The following is a 17108-nucleotide window of genomic DNA, read 5'->3' on the forward strand; positions in this document are numbered from 1 at the left end:
CGTAGGTTATGCCGACTATGGCGAACTAATTTTAGGAATGCTGCTGCGGCTTCCAAGAACCCACATTGGCGTCGTACTGGTTCAGCGCGCTGTTGCCGCCCTGCGCGATGGGCGCCAGGATCTCGCTTTGGTGGGAACTCATCGACTCGCCATCGGGAATGGCCAGCGAGATATCCCAGCTCTGGCAGATCACGTCGACACGCTCGTACATCCACTCGGCAAGCTGCTTTAAGTGGGCGATGTCGTCCGCATAGACCGTATCGTCCTGATACTTAAGGTTGTTAAGCTCATCTTGCGTCTTTTTGATCTGGTCGCGCAGGGCGTAGGCACTCTGCGACAACTCCTGACGGGTGGACAGCGGCGTTCGGAGATAGCCGTTGTTAAAGGAATCGATGACCTCGCCGATCTGATCCTCGTCACCGTAGGACACGATAGTCTGATACAGACCGTCGAGCCTGGTATAGAGCTGATCATCGGTGAGCACGGTTTCCTCCTGGACCACCTCGGCAGCATCGTCCTGCTTGGTATCGTCCTCAGTCGCCTCGCCCTTTTGGCGCGTAGGGAAGGTCGTCTGCGCGGCCTGGCCAAACTGGTCATAGAAGCCAGGCATGACACCCATGGGATCGGCCGTCACGAACCAATAGGCACCGCCGCAAACGACGGCAAGGACCGCGATGACGATGAGCGGCTTGGGGATATGACGCTTGTGCTTGTGATAGGCGTCCTCGTCGGGATGCACCTTGCGCTTGGGTTTTTGAGCATCGTCATGCAGGGAAACGGGCGTGGGAATATCGACCTTGGGGATACCGAAATCCTTATCGAAAGCCGGCAACACGCAGGTCTCGTTAGGATCGGCGGCGTCCGAAAGCACCGCGGCTGCCGAGGCGGGCGCATGCGGCACCTCGGTATCGATCTGCTCTTGCGTTAGGCGCGGAAAGCCCGCCGTGCGGCCCGCTGCCAGGTCGGATGCGGCCGCGTCCTCGGAGAGGATACCCGGAGCGGGGCGTCCGCATTTGGGGCACGTACGATCATGCGGAGAAAGACGGGCACCGCAGCCCTCGCAGAACACGAACTCGGTGTGCTCGGGACCATCGCCCGGACCCACATAGGCGTTGCAGTAGGGGCAGAACGAGGCGCCGTCCTCGATAGTCTTAAGGCAATGCGGGCAGATCACGGCATCCTCTTTTCGAAGCAATTCAAACAATCGAGGTTAGAGCATAACATCGCCACGGCCCCACAGGAGCAAGGCACCAATTCAACATCGGCAGGGCGCGTAGTTACTTCTTCTTTTTGCTTGGCATCGAGACTTTGATGCCTTGGGCGGACTTGGTCACACGAGAGCGCTTAGCTCCGGTACTCTTCTTTTTCTTGGGCTGGGCCTGGCCCACGCCCTCGAGTGCGCGGGCCTCGGCCTCGCGAGCGGTGCGATCTTCGCGGCGCTGCGCCATGTCGGCGGCGACGCGCTTGGCAAAACGCTCGGCCGTCGAACCCGTCGAGCTCACCTTGCCGCCACCGCGACCCAGGCGGACGTGCACACCGCGGCCAAAACCAGTTGCGGCATGACGACGACGCGGCTTGAGCGAATCTATCATCGTGGCGAGCTTAAAGAACACCGAGCAGGTAAAGACCACGATGACAGCCAAGATAACCATCTGGCCCATCGACAGGTTGGCAATAGACAGCAGCCCCGGGAATCCGATAACGCCCACCAGGATGCCGGCGACTACAAACACAAAGAGCACCACACGTAAGGGCGTGAGAGGCTGCGAGATGCGCCAGATCAGGCTGACGCTCGCCGCGCACGACGTAAGCAGACACATCGTAGACAGCGTGAGCTGGCTAAAGCCAAACACGCGCGCCACAAAGATATCGAGCGCCGCAGCCAGAATGACCGCAATCGACGCCGGCAGTGCACGCTTGAGTACATTCGTCAAAAACGCACCCTTCACGCGAGCATTGTTGGGCTCCAGGCCCAACACAAAGCCCGGCGCGCCGATGCAAAAGAAGTTGATGAGTGTCACCTGGATGGGCTCGAAGGGGTACGGCGGCAGCGCAATGCACAGCGCCGCCAGCCCCATCGAGAACAGCGTCTTGGTCAGGAACAGCGAGGCCGAACGCTGCAGGTTGTTGATGGAGCGACGGCCCTCGGCCACCACGGCGGGCATCGAGGCAAAGTCGTTGTCGACGAGTACGATCTCGGCCACATTACGCGCGGCATCGGAGCCGGCCGCCATGGCGACGGAGCAGTCGGCTTCCTTGAGCGCCAGCACATCGTTGACGCCGTCGCCCGTCATGGCCACGGTGTGCTCGCGGCGCTTGAGCGCCTGCACGAGCTCGCGCTTCTGCTGCGGGGTCACACGACCAAAGACATGGTAGCGGTCCACTGCGGCATCGAGCTTGGCAGGCGTATCGAGCGTCGTGGCGTCCACATAAGCGTCCGCCCCCGGCACGCCCACCACGCGCGCGATCGACGACACCGTACGCGGGTCGTCGCCACTGATCACGTTGAGGGTCACACCCTGCTCGTTAAAGTAGCCGATGGTCTCGGCCGCCGAGGTACGAATCTCGTCGCGGATGGTCACAAAGCCCACGGGCTCGGCCTCGCCCACCATATCGCCATCGGGTGTAAAGCCGTCCACGCGCGCCACCACGAGCACGCGGCAGGTATCGGCAAGCTCGGCGACACGGTTCTCGACCTGCGAAAACACATGCTCCGAAAGCACAAACTGCGCGGCGCCCATCACATAGGAGCCCTGCGCAAACGAAGCGCCACTCCATTTTTTAGACGACGAGAACGGAATGACCGACAGCGGCTCAGACACCTCGACCGGGCGATCGGCGTAATAGTTGAGCAGCGCCTGGCAGGTCTCGTTGGCATCGGCCGAAGTCGCACGTGCCACGTTAGCCAGCGCAAAATCGAGCACTGTGGTATCGACGGGAACAGCCGCCTCGTCCGAGTCCACGCCAAAGCCAACACCCTCAACAGGCAGCGGGTAGGTGCCCTCGACCTCCATGCGGCCCGACGTGATGGTGCCCGTCTTGTCCAGGCACAGTACATCGACGCGAGCGAGCGTCTCGATGCAGTAGAGCTGCTGCGCCAGCACCTTGCGGCGGGCCAGGCGCACCGTGGCGATGGCGAGCACCGACGAGGTCAGCAGCACCAGGCCTTGCGGGATCATGCCCAGCAGGGCGCCCACCGTGGACAGCAGCGCCGACGAAGGCACATGACCAGCCAACAGCTCGGAGAAGCACCACGAAAGCGCGCTATCGCCCGGGGTTCCCGCTGCATCCCACAGCTCGCTCACGCTCGAGGCAAACAACGCCAAACCGAGCGGGATCATGATGATGCTCGCAAAGCGCACGATGGCGTTCAGCGCGTTCATGATCTCGGAATTGACCTTTTTGACGTACTTGGCCTCGTTATTAATTTTGGCCACGTAGTTGTCGGCGCCGACATGGATCACGCGGGCGCGCAGCAGGCCCGAGTCGATAAAGCTGCCGCTCATGAGCTCGGAACCGGGCTGCTTCTTAATAAGGTCGCTCTCGCCCGTCAGCAGGCTCTCGTTCACGAGCGCCTCGCCGGAAACCACCACGGCGTCAGCGGGAATCTGGTCGCCGCGCCCCAGGCGGATGATGTCGTCGAGCACGATCTGGTCCAAGTCGAGCTCCACCTCGGCACCGTCGCGCACCGCGATGGCCTTCTTAGAGGTCAGCAGCGTGAGCTTATCGACCATCTTCTTGGACCGCATGGACTGGATGACGCCAATAGCGGTATTGAGGAACACCACAAACAGGAACGTTAGGTTCTTAAACGAACCGGTCAAAATGACCAGGAACGACAAGATCACGTTGATCAAATTGAACAGCGTGCAGAGGTTCTCGATGATGAGCTCTTTGACCGACTTGGTCTTGAGCTCCATGTTGCGGTTGATCTTACCGGCGGCGATGCGCTCCTCGACCTCGGCGGTCGAGAGTCCGCGCTCGATATCCGTTGCTGCCATACCACGTCCCATCACGTCGCGTCGGTATAAGAAAAACCGTCCGGACCATGCGAGGTTCGGACGGTCTTACGTTCGATGGTGCCCCATGTTGGATTCGAACCAACGGCCTTCTGCTCCGGAGGCAGACGCTCTAATCCCCTGAGCTAATAGGGCCAACGTTTGGCATTATACCCAAGTGCACCACGGGCTATCAAAATAAAAGAAAAAGCTTTGCAATTCCGAGGAAGACGCGGCGCAACGGCCCACTTTAGAAGGCAAAAGCGAGTCAGATAGTATAAACTCTCATGCACCATATATACACGGCTCGCGATGCGGGCCGTTTTTGCAAAAGTTATCCATCGAGGTGAGAGGCACACCATGATTGCAATTTTAAAGCAGAGCGCCAGCGACGAGGCCGTCGGCCATATCGTCAGCTGGATTGAGAAAAAAGGCCTGAAGACCGACGTCTCGCGCGGCGAGAATGAGACGATTATCGGCCTGGTGGGCGATACGACCAAGATCGACCCGTTCCTGCTCGAGTCCATGGATGTCGTCGAGCGCGTGCAGCGCGTCTCCGAGCCGTTCAAGCGCGCCAACCGCAAGTTCCACCCCGAGGACTCCGTCATCGACTGCGGTCACGGCGTCAAGATCGGCGGCGACCAGTTCCAGGTCATCGCCGGTCCCTGCTCCGTCGAGGGCGAGAACCTCATCCGCATCGCACGCCGCGTGAAGGCCGCCGGCGCCACGATGCTGCGCGGCGGTGCCTACAAGCCCCGCACCTCCCCCTACGCCTACCAGGGCATGGGCCCCGCCGGCCTCGACCTGCTGTGCGAGGCGTCTGCCGAGCTCGACATGCCGATCGTCACCGAGATCATGGACCCGCGCGACGTGCAGGTCTTCTTGGACAAGAAGATTGACGTCATGCAGATCGGCGCCCGCAACGCCCAGAACTTCCCCCTGCTCAAGGAGGTCGGCAAGACCCAGACCCCGATTCTGCTCAAGCGCGGCATGTCCGGCACGATCGACGAGCTGCTTATGGCAGCCGAGTACATCATGAGCGAGGGCAACGACAACGTCATCCTGTGCGAGCGCGGTATCCGCACCTTCGAGACCCGCACCCGCAATACCTTCGACCTCAACGCCGTGCCGGTTCTGCACCACCTGTCGCACCTGCCCGTCGTCGCCGACCCCAGCCACGCCACCGGCTACACCCGCTACGTTGAGCCCATGGCGCTCGCCGCGACCGCCTGCGGCGCCAACGGCCTGGAGATCGAGGTCCACGACGAGCCCAGCCGCGCATGGTCCGACGGCGCCCAGGCCCTCACCCCCGACCAGTTCGACGACACCATGCGCCGCATTCGCGCCATCCGCGAGGTCGTCTGCCAAGAGACCATGGAGTAGCCCATGGGTACGGTGAGAAACGCGCGCGTTAACCAGGGCGGCCCCAAGTGCGCCGGTATCGTCGGCCTTGGCCTCATCGGCGGTAGCTTTGCCCGCGGCTATGCCCAGGCGGGCGTCCGCGTGCTGGCCTGGGACCCCGATGACGATGTCATGACGGCCGCCAGCATGGGCACTGTCGCCGGAGAGCTCAACGACAAGACACTCGGCGAATGCGACATCATCGTCCTGGCTTGCTACCCCGAGGCCTGCATCGAGTGGCTCGAGGCGCATGCCCAGGCCCTCGCCGACGCCACCGACACCGAGGCCATCATGGGTCCCGTGGTGATCGACACCGTGGGCGTCAAGGGCATCGTGTGCGAACGTGCCTTTGAGCTTGCCCGTGAGCACGGCTTTTACTTTGTGGGCGCACACCCCATGGCGGGCACGCAGTACTCGGGCTACGCACACTCCCGCGCCGACCTGTTCCAGGGCGCGCCACTCGTGCTCGTGCCGCCCGCGGTGGACGATGCGCTCAAACTGGAGCTTTTGGGCCAGGTGCGCGAGATGGTGCGCCCCTTGGGCTTTGGCAAGTTCAGCGTGACCAGCGCCGCCGAGCACGACCGCGTCATCGCCTTCACGAGCCAGCTTGCGCACGTGGTGTCCAACGCCTACGTCAAAAGCCCCACCGCCCAGGTCCACCACGGCTTTTCGGCCGGTAGCTACCGCGATCTCACCCGCGTGGCGCATCTCAACCCGCAAATGTGGTCAGAGCTCATGATTGACGACGCCGACGCGCTCGCCTTCGAGATCGACCATCTGATCGAATCGCTTGGCGCCTACAGCCGCGCCCTTAAGGACCGCGACCAGCGCTATCTGGAGAATCTCCTTGCCGAGGGCGACCGCATTAAGCGTGCACTCGACGACGAGGCCTCCCACTAGACCACCTATCACGCCAGGTCGAAAGGACCGAAGCTTATGGCGATTACCATCGATATCGACACTGCACGCCCCTACCAGGTGCATGTTGGCACGTTTTTGCTGGAGCAGGCGGGACCGCTCGTGCGCGCCACTGCCGGCGGCACCAAGGCCGTCATCGTAACGGACAGCAACGTGGGCCCGCTCTACCAGATGCCCGTTAAGCAGAGCCTGGAGGCGTCAGGCTACGAGGTGAGCATCTGCACCTTCGAGGCCGGCGAGGCCCATAAGCGCGCCGAAACCTATGTTGCCATTTTGGAGTTTGTGGCCGAGCACGAGCTTTCGCGCTCCGACGTGATCGTGGCACTCGGCGGCGGCGTCGTGGGCGACGTGGCAGGCTTTGTGGCCGCCACCTACATGCGCGGCTGCAAGTTTGTGCAGATCCCGACGAGCCTGCTCGCCATGGTGGATTCATCGGTGGGAGGCAAGACGGCCATCGACCTGGCTGCTGGCAAGAACTTGGCCGGCGCCTTTTGGCAGCCGAGCGTGGTTATCGCCGACGTGGGATGCCTGGCGACCCTCACGCCCGAGCAGTTCGCCGACGGCTGCGGCGAGGTCGTCAAGCACGCCGTGATCGCCGACCCGGAGCTCTTCGCCGAGCTGGAGAAGACCCCGCTCACGCTGGAGCTGCTCAACCGCGACGTGGCCCGCGTAGCGCTCATCATCGCCCGCAATATCGACATCAAGCGCGCCGTGGTCGTCGCCGACGAGCGCGAAACCAACCAGCGCAAGCTCCTCAACTTTGGACACAGCGCCGGACACGCCGTCGAGGCCTGCGAGCACTTTGAGCTCGGACACGGCAACTGTGTGTCGATCGGCATGGGCATCATCACGCGCGCCGCGGCCCTGCACGGCGTTTGCGATGCTGCACTGCCCGGTCGTATTGAGGAACTCTGCGCCCGCCATGGCCTCAAGACCCGCTGCGACCTAGATGCCGATGCCGTCTTTGCCGAGGCGCTCCACGACAAGAAGCGCGCGGGCGACACCATCGACCTGGTGATTCCGCACGGCATTGGCCGCTGCAGCATCGACCGCACGCCGCTTTCCACTTTCCACGAACTCATTGCCGAGGGCCTCGGCCAGAAGGGAGACGCATCCGCATGCTAGCCCGCATCACCCCGTCCCCGCTCAAGGGCACCGTTCCCGCCATCGCGTCCAAGTCGATGGCGCATCGCCTGATCATCTGTGCTGCGCTTGCCAACGGCGAGACGCACGTCACCTGCAACACCACCTGCGCCGACATCGAGGCCACGGTGCGCTGCCTTACGGCACTGGGTGCTCGCATCGAGACCGTCGAGGACGGCTTCCAGGTCCACCCCACCATGAAGAGTGTTGAATTTGGCCTGCTCAAGGCCCTTGCCGGCGGCACGCTTGACTGCGGTGAAAGCGGATCCACGCTCCGCTTTATGTTACCCGTCGCCTGCGCGCTGGGCGCAGAAGCAACCTTTGTGGGTCAGGGGCGCTTGGGCGCCCGCCCGCTGTCCCCGCTCTCGGACGAGATCATCGCCGCCGGCTGCGACCTACAGGGTCTAGGCGGTTTTCCGCTCAAGACGAGCGGCCGCATGCGCCCGGGCACCTTTGTGCTACCGGGCAACGTGAGCTCGCAGTACATCTCGGGCCTGCTGCTGGCAGCCCCGCTGCTGGCCCAGCCCTCCTGCGTGCAGGTGACCGGCCTCATTGAGAGCCGCCCCTACATCAACCTGACGATCCAGGCCATGAAGGCCTTCGGCGTCGAGGTCAACGTCGAGCGTATTCCCGCCCGGGACGGCCAGCCCGAGGTCACGAACTTCCGCGTGAGCAGTGGCTCGTATCGCACGCCCGGCAGCGTGGCCGTCGAGGGTGACTGGTCCAACGCTGCCTTTTGGCTGTGCGCCGGCGCCATCGGCTCCGACCCCATCACCGTCGAGGGTGTGTCGCTTAGCTCGGCCCAGGGCGACCGCAACGTGCTCGCCGCGCTTTCGCGCTTTGGCGCCCGCATCGTGCGCTCCACCAACGCCGCCACCGTGCAGTCTGACAAACTCGCCGGCTTTGAGATGAGCGCCCACGACATTCCCGACCTCGTGCCCGTTATCTCGGCCGTGGCCTCACTGGCACAGGGCCGCACCTTTATCCGCGATTGCGCCCGTCTGCGCATCAAGGAATCCGACCGCCTGGTCACCACCACCCGCGAGCTCACCGCGCTGGGCGCGCAGGTGCGTATTGCCGGCGACGACCTCATCATCAAGGGCGTCGATGCCTTCACCGGCGGTGAGGTCGATTCGCACAACGACCACCGCATCGCCATGATGGCCGCCATCGCCGCGAGCCGCGCCACCGGCGAGGTCGTGATCCACGGCGCCGAGGCCGTCAACAAGTCCTATCCCGATTTCTTCGACCACTACCGCCTGCTGGGCGGCAAGGTCACACTCGAGGAGGAATAGCATGGCCTCGACCTTTGGCAACGTCTTGCACTTAAGCATCTTCGGTCAATCGCACTCCCCCGCTATCGGCTGCTCGCTCGATGGCATCCCGGCGGGCATCGCCGTGGACCAGGAGAAGCTGCAGGCCTTCCTCGACCGTCGCGCCCCCGGACGCGACGAGACCGCGACCAAACGCCGCGAGGCCGACGCCGCCCACATCATCGCCGGTGTTGTCGATGGACATACCACCGGCGCGCCCATCGCCGCGATTATCGAGAACACCAACACGCGCTCCAATGATTACTCCGAGCTGCGCCGCAAGCCCCGTCCCGGACATGCGGACTTCCCTGCGCGCGTGAAGTATCACAACATGCACGATGTTGCTGGTGGCGGGCATTTTTCCGGCCGCCTAACGGCACCCTTATGCATCGCCGGCGGCATTGCGCTACAGGCACTCGAGGCCCGCGGTATTCGGGTGATGGCGCACGTGGCCCAGATCGGCGGCATCTCCGACCTGCCCATGGACGACATGGTCTATCGCGAGTCCGACCGCAAGGCGATTCTTTCGAACGACCTGCCGTGCATCGACGCGGCGGCTGCCGGCCGCATGCGCGAGGAGATTCTGGCCGCGCGCGATGAGCTCGACAGCATCGGCGGCATCGTGGAGTGCGGCATCTACGGCCTGCCCGCGGGCATCGGCGACCCCATGTTCGACGGTATCGAGAACCGCATCGCGCAGATCGCCTTTGGCATTCCCGCCGTTAAGGGCGTGGAGTTTGGCATGGGCTTTGCCGTCGCCGCCATGCGTGGCAGCGAGAACAACGACCCGTATCGCATCGATGCCGAGACCGGCGAGATCGAGGTTGAGTCCAACAACGCCGGCGGCATCCTGGGTGGCATTTCGACCGGCGCGCCCGTCATGTGGCGCATGGCCGTAAAGCCGACGCCCTCTATTGGCCGCGAGCAGCAGACCGTGGACATGGACGCCATGGAAAATGCCGAGCTCTCGGTCCACGGCCGTCACGATCCCTGCATCGTCCCCAGAGCCGTCCCCGTAGCGGAAGCAGCCGCCGCCCTCGCCATCTGGGACGCCCTCCTCGAGGACGCCGCCCAGCTTTAGTCCACCCACCCCAAGGGTAGTTAATTTGGGACGGGGCTATTTTAGCTACCCCCATATGCCAGTTGATATTTGCCCTGGCTCTCATCGATTCGTCGACAATCAAAGGGTAGCTAAAAAAGCCCCGTCCCAAATTAACTACCCCAGGCAACCATTCACGAAAGGGGCCTCCATGGACCTTGCCGATATTCGCCAGACCATCGATGGCATCGACACCACCCTGCTCAACAGCTTTGTCGAGCGTATGGACATTGCCACCGAGGTCGCCAAATCAAAGATCGAGATGGGCAAGGCCGTCTTTGACCCCGCCCGCGAGCGCTCCAAACTCAACAACCTCGCCAGCCGCGCACCCGAGCGCTACGAGGCCCAGACCATCGCCCTGTTCCGTCTCCTCATGAGCATGAGCAAGGCCGAGCAGCAGCGCTACATCAACGAGCTCAAGGGCATCACGGTCTCGCAAAAGGCCCACGCCACGGCCGTAGCCTTCGATGCGCCCTTCCCCCAAACGGCCAGCGTTGCCTGTCAGGGCGTGGAAGGCGCCTACAGCCAAATCGCTGCGTGCAAGCTCTTCGACGTGCCCGACATCGCGTTCTTCGAGACCTTCGAGGGCGTCATGCGCGCCGTGCGCGACGGCTTCTGCGAGTTTGGCGTGCTGCCCATCGAAAACTCAACCGCCGGCTCGGTCAACGCCGTCTACGACTTGCTCGCCCAGTTCGACTTCCACATCGTGCGTTCGCTTCGCCTCAAGATCGATCACAACCTGCTCGTCAAGCCCGGCACCAAGCTCGCCGACGTGCGCGAGGTCTACAGCCACGGCCAAGCCATTGCCCAGTGCGCCGGCTTTATCGAGAACCACGACCTGCACGCCACCAAGTACCCAAACACGGCCATGTCGGCCGAGATGGTCGCCAACTCCGAACGCACCGATGTTGCCGCCATCGCCTCGCGCAGCTGCGCGGCACTCTATGGCCTGAAGATGCTGGAGCCCAACATCCAGGACTCGGACAACAACTACACGCGCTTTGTCGTCATCAGCCGCGAGCCGCGCGTCTACCCCGGCGCCAACCGCACCTCGCTCATGATCACCACGGCCAACGAGCCGGGCGCCCTCTACCGCGTGCTCGAGCGCTTCTACGCGCTCAACATCAACCTCATCAAGCTCGAGAGTCGCCCCATCCCCGGGCACGACTTTGAGTTTATGTTCTACTTTGACCTGGACTGCCCCTTTGGCAGCAAGGCCCTCGACGATCTGCTCGATTCCATCGACGACGTGTGCGAGAGCTTCACCTACTTTGGCAGCTACACGGAGGTGCTCTAGATGACCGATACCGCCGCAACCCGCCCCTACGGCGTGCTGGGCCGCGTGCTGGGCCACAGCTACACCCCGACCATCTACAAGGAGCTCGCGGGCCTGGAGTACGTGCGCTTTGAGCGCGAGCCCGAGGACCTCGCGGCCTTTATGACGGGCGAAGAGTGGGAGGGCACCAACGTGACTATCCCCTACAAGCGCGCCGTCATGGAGTACCTGGACGAGCTGAGCCCGCTCGCCGAGCGTATGGGCAACGTCAACACCATCACGCGCCTGCCCGACGGCCGCCTGCGCGGCGATAATACTGACTACTTCGGTTTTCAGTGCCTGGTCGAGGAGCTGGGGGTTGATGTTGCCGGCAAAAAGGTCCTCGTGCTTGGTGCCACCGGTGGCGCCGGCACCACGGCAAGTATGGTGCTGGGAGACCTGGGTGCCATCGTTGTACCCGTGGGTCGCACGAGCGAGGTCAACTACGGCAACATCGCGCAGCAATCCGATGCCGCGCTGCTCGTCAACTGCACGCCCGCCGGCATGTTCCCCCACTGCCCCGACGCGCCCTGCACGCTCGAAGGGCTCGATGCGCTCGAAGGCGTTATCGACATTGTCTACAACCCCGCCCGCACGGGACTCATGCTCGAGACCGAGCGCCGCGGCATCCCCTGCATCGGTGGCCTGCCGATGCTCGTGGCCCAAGCGGCACAGGCCGTCGAGCACTATACCGGCCAAGTCACCCCGCGCAAGCGCATCTTAGACGTAACGGAGCGTCTGTCCCGCCGCGAACAGAACATCGCGCTGATCGGCATGCCGGGTTCGGGCAAGACCCGCGTGGGCGAGCAAATCGCCCTGCTCACGGGACGCGAGCACATCGACCTGGACCGCGCCCTCGAGGAACGCCTCGGCATGCCCTGCGCCGACTTTATCGTCGAGCACGGCGAGGCAGAGTTCCGCGAACAGGAGACGGCGGCGCTGTCCGACATCTCCAAGCGCAGCGGCCTGGTGATTTCCACCGGCGGCGGCGTGGTCACGCGCGACGAGAACTATCCGCTGCTGCACCAGAACAGCCAGATCGTGATGCTCAACCGCAAGCTCGAAGAGCTCGCCCACAAGGGCCGCCCCATCACCGCACGCGACGGCATCGATAAGCTCGCGGAACAACGTATGCCACGCTACCGCGCCTGGGCCGACCACATCATCGACTCACGCGACTGCGCCGCCAATACCGCCCAAGCCCTCCTCGACACCCTCCCACCCGCTCTCTAAAAAAACCACCACAAAGGGGACAGGCACCTTTGTGGTGGTTTTCCAATCGCAAAGGAAGCAACCATGAAAGCACTCGTCATCAACGGCCCCAACCTCAACATGCTCGGCATTCGCGAGCCGGGCATCTATGGCAGCGACAACTACGACCGCTTAGTGCAGATCTGCCAGGAAGCGGGCGCCGCACAGGGCTTTGACGAGGTCGATGTCTTCCAGTCCAACCACGAGGGCAGCATCGTCGACAAGATCCAGGAGGCCTACGGCAAGGTCGACGGCATCGTCATCAACCCGGCCGCCTACACGCACACAAGCGTGGCCATCCTGGACGCGCTCAAAGCCGTCGCCATCCCGGCTGTGGAGGTCCACATTAGCGCAGTCGAGACCCGCGAAGACTTCCGCCAGGTGAGCTACGCCCGTCTGGCCTGCTTCGCCACCATCACCGGAGAGGGCCTCCAAGGCTACGCCCACGCGTTGGAGCTGCTGAAAGAGCATCTCGAAAAGTAAAATGCCAACCCCAACAAACAGCAGCGGCTTGCTCGCGCTCGGCTCCAGCAACACACAAGATGAAAAAAGCCCAGACCACCAAGCGGTCCGGGCTTAATAAACGATGGTGCTCCATGGCGGATTCGAACCGTCGACCTTGGGATTAGAAGTCCCCTGCTCTATCCAACTGAGCTAATGGAGCAAATAACCGCACGCCCAGCCAAACAATTCGGCCAAGCGCAAGTAATTATAACCTAGTTGAACTGCTCGCGATACGCCTTGCAGACCTCACTGACCGGGCCGTCCATGCGAAGGTCACCCTTCTCAATCCAAACGGCACGCTGGCAGATGCGCTCAACCTGCTCCATGGAGTGCGAAACGAACAGAACCGTCACGTCGCCGCTCTGGATAAAGTGCTGGATGCGGGCCTCGCACTTCTGCTGGAAGAACACATCACCGACGGACAGCGTCTCGTCAACGATCAGAATATCGGGCTCGGTAATCGTCGCGATTGCAAAGGCGATACGCGCCACCATGCCCGAGGAGAAGTTCTTAAGCGGCATATCGACAAAGTTCTGAAGCTCAGCGAACTCAATAATGCCGTCAAAGTTGGCGTCGATGAACTCCTTGGTATAGCCGAGCAGGGCGCCGTTCAGATAGATGTTCTCGCGGGCGGTCAGCTCGGGGTCAAAGCCGGCACCAAGCTCAATCAGCGGCGCAATGTTACCGTGCACCTTAACGCTGCCCTCGCTAGGCTCAAGCACACCGGCGATAATCTTGAGCATCGTAGACTTACCGGAACCATTGGTGCCAACCAGACCCACGACCTCGCCACGATGAATATCAAACGAGATATGCTTGAGCGCCCTAAACTCCTCAAAGAACAACTCGTGCTTGGCAAGCTTGATGAAGTACTCCTTGAGGTTGGTCAGCGACTCGGACGCCATGTTAAAGATCATGGTGACGTCGTCGACCTCGACAGCCAGAGGCTGCTCGCTGTAATCAACAACAGATTCAGTCATCACAGCACTCCTTAGATGTAGAGGATGAACTTGCGCTCGGACTTATGGAACACGGTATAGCCAATAATAAGCGCAAGAACCGCCCAAGCGACGCACATACCAAACGTCATAAGCGAGGGCGTAGTCTGGAACAGGAAGATATCGCGCATAAACTGCAGGTAGTTGAACATGGGGTTCGCATACATCAAGATACGCACGAGATGCGGCATTTGCGCAATATAGTCAGTCGTCCAGAAGATGGGCGTAATGTAAGTCCACGCCGTAATGACGACGCTCCACAGATGCATAACGTCGCGGAAGAAGACCGTAAGGGCAGAGAGCATCATGCCCAGGCCCATGCAGAAGCACATAAGCAGCAGCAGGCAAACCGGCAACAGAATCAGGTGCCAAGAAGGCATAACGCGGAACCACAGCATGACGATGGCGACGGCGACCAGCGAGAAAGCAAAGTTGACCAGCGAGAAGAGCACCTTCTGCACCGGGAAAACCCAGCGGTGCACCTTAACCTTCTTGAGCAGAGGGGCAGCGCCCACGATCGACGTCAGGGCCTGGTTAGTAGACTCAGACATGACGGCAAAGGTAATGTTACCCACGATCAAGTACAGCGGGTACATCTCGGGCGTCATTGAGCCATTGCGGCCCTGGCCAAAAATCGTCGAGAACACGATGGCCATGACGATCATCATCAGCAGCGGGTTGAGCACCGACCATGCGACGCCCAGAACGCTACGGCGATACTTGATCTTAAAATCCTTGGTAACCAGCTGACGAAGGATAAACGCGTCCTTCTCAAATTCGTTCTTAGCAAACGTCGCAGGCAGACTGCGAGTTTCTTGTTGCTTTGTCTGATCCGACACGGATGCAACTCCTTTACTCGTAATCGTTGACAAACGAACAGTATAGACCCGACGGCCATGCAAACGATTCGCGCAACAAAACTGGAAAACTAACCCACATCTTAGGATGCCAGGCCCAAACGGCTATACTTTCTAGGATTGAATGTATAAGGAGCATTAAGTGAATTCTGAATCCATCGCCGTCATCATCCCTTGCTACAACGAAGCGCTCACGATCGGCAAAGTCATCGACGACTTTCACCGCGAGCTTCCGCAGGCGACGGTCTATGTCTATGACAACAACTCGTCGGACGATACCTCACGCATTGCCACCGAGCACGGCGCCACAGTCCGCTTTGAGCCCCGTCAGGGAAAGGGCAACGTGTGCCGCCAGATGTTTCGCGATATCGACGCCGATTGCTACCTGATGGTCGACGGAGACGACACCTACCCCGCCGAGGCGGCCAAGGCCCTCTGCGAGCCCATCCTTAACGGCACGGCCGACATGACCGTAGGCGATCGCCTTTCCAACGGCACCTACGCCGAGGAGAACAAGCGTGCCTTCCACGGCTTTGGCAATAATCTGGTCCGCGCCATGATCAAGTGGATCTATGGCTACAGCTTCGATGACGTCATGACAGGCTACCGCGCCATGAGCCGCCCGTTCGTTAAAACCTTCCCAGTGCTTTCCGAGGGCTTTCAGATCGAAACCGAGCTCTCGATCCACGCCGTCGACCACCGCTGGCGCATCAAAGATGTGCCCATCGAGTACCGCGACCGTCCCGAGGGTTCCGAGTCCAAACTCAACACCGTGAGCGACGGCATTAAAGTCGTTGCGATGATCGGCACGCTGTTCAAGGACTACCGCCCGCTGAAGTTCTTCAGCCTCGTTGCGCTTCTGTTCGCGGTATTCGGCCTCGCCCTGGGCATGCCCATCGTTGTCGAATATTTCCAGACCGGCCTCGTCCCGCGCTTCCCCACCGCTATGCTCGCCGCCTCGTTTATGTTCCTGTGCGGCCTGAGCCTTGCGACCGGCTTCATCCTAGATTCTGTAGCAAAGGTCGAAAAAAAGCAGTGGGAGGTCAACGTGTACAGCAAATACGCCTACGACGACCAGCCCGGCCACCCTACTTCCATGCCAAGCGAGAGGTAGATCTTCCGCAAAATACTATTGGCACCACTGCGCAGATAGCCACCAACAAGAAAAGCCGCCGTTAAAGAACGGCGGCTTTTACTCTCGAAAAGTTAATAGCGGCTAGAGCGTCTTGATGTACTCCCCCAGCTCTTCCTCCCAGTCGGGCATGTGGAAGCCGGCAGCCTCGAGCTTGGACAGGTCGAGCGCGGAGTGGACCGGGCGCGGGGCGACGGGGCCCTCGGCGCTCGCGTAGTAGTCGGCGGTCGATACCGGCACGACCCTGTCCCCGTTGCCGTTGGCGGCCTCGAAGACGGCGCGGGCGATATCGGCCCAGGACTTGACGGTGCCGGAGCCGGTGCAGTCGTAGGTGCCGTAGGGGGCGTGCGTCCCCAGCACGTGGAAGATGGCCTCGGCCATGTCGCGCGTGAAGGTCAGGCGGCCCAGCTGGTCGTCAACGACCGTGACCTGCTCGAGCCCGTCCTCGGGGTCGGCGACGCGGTCGGACAGGCCCTTCATCGTCTTGACGAAGTTGCGGCCCTCGCCGATGACCCAGCTGGAGCGCATGATGTAGTGGCGCGGGCACCCGGCCACGGCGATGTCGCCGGCGGCCTTGGTCTGGCCGTAGACGGACAGCGGGCTGAGGGGCTCGTCCTCGTCATGCACCTCGGCGGTGCCGTCGAAGACGTAGTCGCTGGACACGTGGACGAGGGTGATCCCGTGATCAGAGCATGTGCGGGCGAGGAGGGCGGGGCCGGTCGCGTTGGCCTTCCAGGCGGTCGCGCGGCCCTCGGCGGTCTCCGCCCTATCCACGGCGGTGTAGGCGCCGCAGTTGATCACGGTGCCGTAGAGCGACCAGTCGTATTTTGAGTAGGCGTCCGGGTCGGACATGTCGAAGGTGTCGATGTCGCAGAAGTCGAAGTCCTTGGCGACGCCGCGCTCCTCGGCGAGCTTTCGCACCGCATGGCCCAGCTGGCCGTTGCAGCCGGTGACGAGGGTGCGCTTCGGCGCCATCGGGACGACGTCGGCGAGCATCGGGTGGTTGAGGTCGGCCTCGGAGACGGTGGCCTCCTCCAGCGGGATCGGCCACTCGATGGCGAGCTCGGGGTCGGCGAGGTTCACGAAGGTGTAGGTCCTCTTCAGCTCGAGGGACCAGTGGGCGTCCACCAGGTAGGTGTAGGCGGTGCCGTCCTCGAGGGCCTGGAAGGAGTTGCCCAC

General features: G+C 62.1%; 14 protein-coding genes and 2 tRNA genes. 9 read left to right on the forward strand and 7 right to left on the reverse strand.

Annotated features, from left to right (window positions below; all coding sequences use genetic code 11):
- Positions 1-31: 31 nt before the first annotated feature.
- The 3 genes from ABHR75_RS02575 to ABHR75_RS02585 all read right to left on the reverse strand — a co-directional run bounded on the left by ABHR75_RS02575 (position 32) and on the right by ABHR75_RS02585 (position 4154).
- On the reverse strand, positions 32-1174 hold the full coding sequence (locus ABHR75_RS02575; RefSeq protein ID WP_215693389.1) for a zinc ribbon domain-containing protein: 1143 nt from the start codon (positions 1172-1174) through the stop codon (positions 32-34).
- A 103-nt stretch (positions 1175-1277) separates the two neighbouring features.
- On the reverse strand, positions 1278-4001 hold the full coding sequence (locus ABHR75_RS02580) for an HAD-IC family P-type ATPase (RefSeq protein ID WP_346963534.1): 2724 nt from the start codon (positions 3999-4001) through the stop codon (positions 1278-1280).
- A 76-nt stretch (positions 4002-4077) separates the two neighbouring features.
- Positions 4078-4154 (reverse strand) — tRNA-Arg (locus tag ABHR75_RS02585).
- Between the two features lie 204 nt (positions 4155-4358).
- Here ABHR75_RS02585 and aroF point away from each other — a divergent pair.
- The 8 genes from aroF (at position 4359) to aroQ (ending at position 12921) form a co-directional block, all read left to right on the forward strand.
- Positions 4359-5381: a 3-deoxy-7-phosphoheptulonate synthase gene (aroF, locus tag ABHR75_RS02590; protein WP_035138595.1), complete on the forward strand. Its 1023-nt coding sequence runs from the start codon at positions 4359-4361 to the stop codon at positions 5379-5381.
- Between the two features lie 3 nt (positions 5382-5384).
- A complete protein-coding gene (locus ABHR75_RS02595) occupies positions 5385-6299 on the forward strand; it encodes a prephenate dehydrogenase (RefSeq protein WP_117564237.1) in 915 nt (304 codons plus the stop codon).
- A gap of 36 nt (positions 6300-6335) precedes the next feature.
- Entirely contained in the window at positions 6336-7442 is a 1107-nt protein-coding gene (aroB, locus tag ABHR75_RS02600) for a 3-dehydroquinate synthase (RefSeq protein WP_346963535.1), read from the forward strand.
- The gene (aroA, locus tag ABHR75_RS02605; RefSeq protein ID WP_346963536.1) at positions 7436-8755 is read left to right on the forward strand and encodes a 3-phosphoshikimate 1-carboxyvinyltransferase; all 1320 of its coding nucleotides are present in this window, start codon (positions 7436-7438) and stop codon (positions 8753-8755) included. Before aroB ends, aroA begins: the two co-directional genes overlap by 7 nt.
- A gap of 1 nt (position 8756) precedes the next feature.
- Complete coding sequence (aroC, locus tag ABHR75_RS02610; protein ID WP_346963537.1) at positions 8757-9854, forward strand: chorismate synthase; 1098 nt, start codon at positions 8757-8759, stop codon at positions 9852-9854.
- A 169-nt stretch (positions 9855-10023) separates the two neighbouring features.
- The gene (gene pheA, locus ABHR75_RS02615) at positions 10024-11169 is read left to right on the forward strand and encodes a prephenate dehydratase (protein ID WP_346963538.1); all 1146 of its coding nucleotides are present in this window, start codon (positions 10024-10026) and stop codon (positions 11167-11169) included.
- Positions 11170-12420, forward strand: a complete 1251-nt coding sequence (locus ABHR75_RS02620; protein ID WP_346963539.1) for a shikimate kinase — start codon at positions 11170-11172, stop codon at positions 12418-12420.
- Positions 12421-12483: 63 nt separating this feature from the next.
- Entirely contained in the window at positions 12484-12921 is a 438-nt protein-coding gene (gene aroQ / locus ABHR75_RS02625; protein ID WP_346963540.1) for a type II 3-dehydroquinate dehydratase, read from the forward strand.
- A 104-nt stretch (positions 12922-13025) separates the two neighbouring features.
- Here the strand turns inward: aroQ and ABHR75_RS02630 are convergent.
- The 3 genes from ABHR75_RS02630 to ABHR75_RS02640 all read right to left on the reverse strand — a co-directional run bounded on the left by ABHR75_RS02630 (position 13026) and on the right by ABHR75_RS02640 (position 14779).
- A tRNA-Arg gene (locus tag ABHR75_RS02630) sits at positions 13026-13102 on the reverse strand.
- A 52-nt stretch (positions 13103-13154) separates the two neighbouring features.
- Positions 13155-13922: an ABC transporter ATP-binding protein gene (locus ABHR75_RS02635; RefSeq protein WP_117763046.1), complete on the reverse strand. Its 768-nt coding sequence runs from the start codon at positions 13920-13922 to the stop codon at positions 13155-13157.
- 11 nt (positions 13923-13933) lie between these two features.
- Positions 13934-14779 (reverse strand): ABC transporter permease, encoded by an 846-nt coding sequence (locus ABHR75_RS02640; RefSeq protein WP_022094778.1) that lies wholly within the window; start codon positions 14777-14779, stop codon positions 13934-13936.
- 160 nt (positions 14780-14939) lie between these two features.
- Here ABHR75_RS02640 and ABHR75_RS02645 point away from each other — a divergent pair, with 160 nt between their 5' ends.
- Positions 14940-15911, forward strand: coding sequence for a glycosyltransferase family 2 protein (locus ABHR75_RS02645; protein ID WP_052044190.1), 972 nt, complete (start codon positions 14940-14942; stop codon positions 15909-15911).
- 102 nt (positions 15912-16013) lie between these two features.
- Here the strand turns inward: ABHR75_RS02645 and ABHR75_RS02650 are convergent.
- Positions 16014-17108, reverse strand: a 1095-nt coding sequence (locus tag ABHR75_RS02650; protein WP_346963541.1) for a sugar nucleotide-binding protein, incomplete at its 5' end; no start/stop codon positions are given.

Origin of the sequence: Collinsella aerofaciens (assembly GCF_039752955.1) — a bacterium.
In the GTDB taxonomy this organism is placed as follows: domain Bacteria; phylum Actinomycetota; class Coriobacteriia; order Coriobacteriales; family Coriobacteriaceae; genus Collinsella; species Collinsella aerofaciens_BI.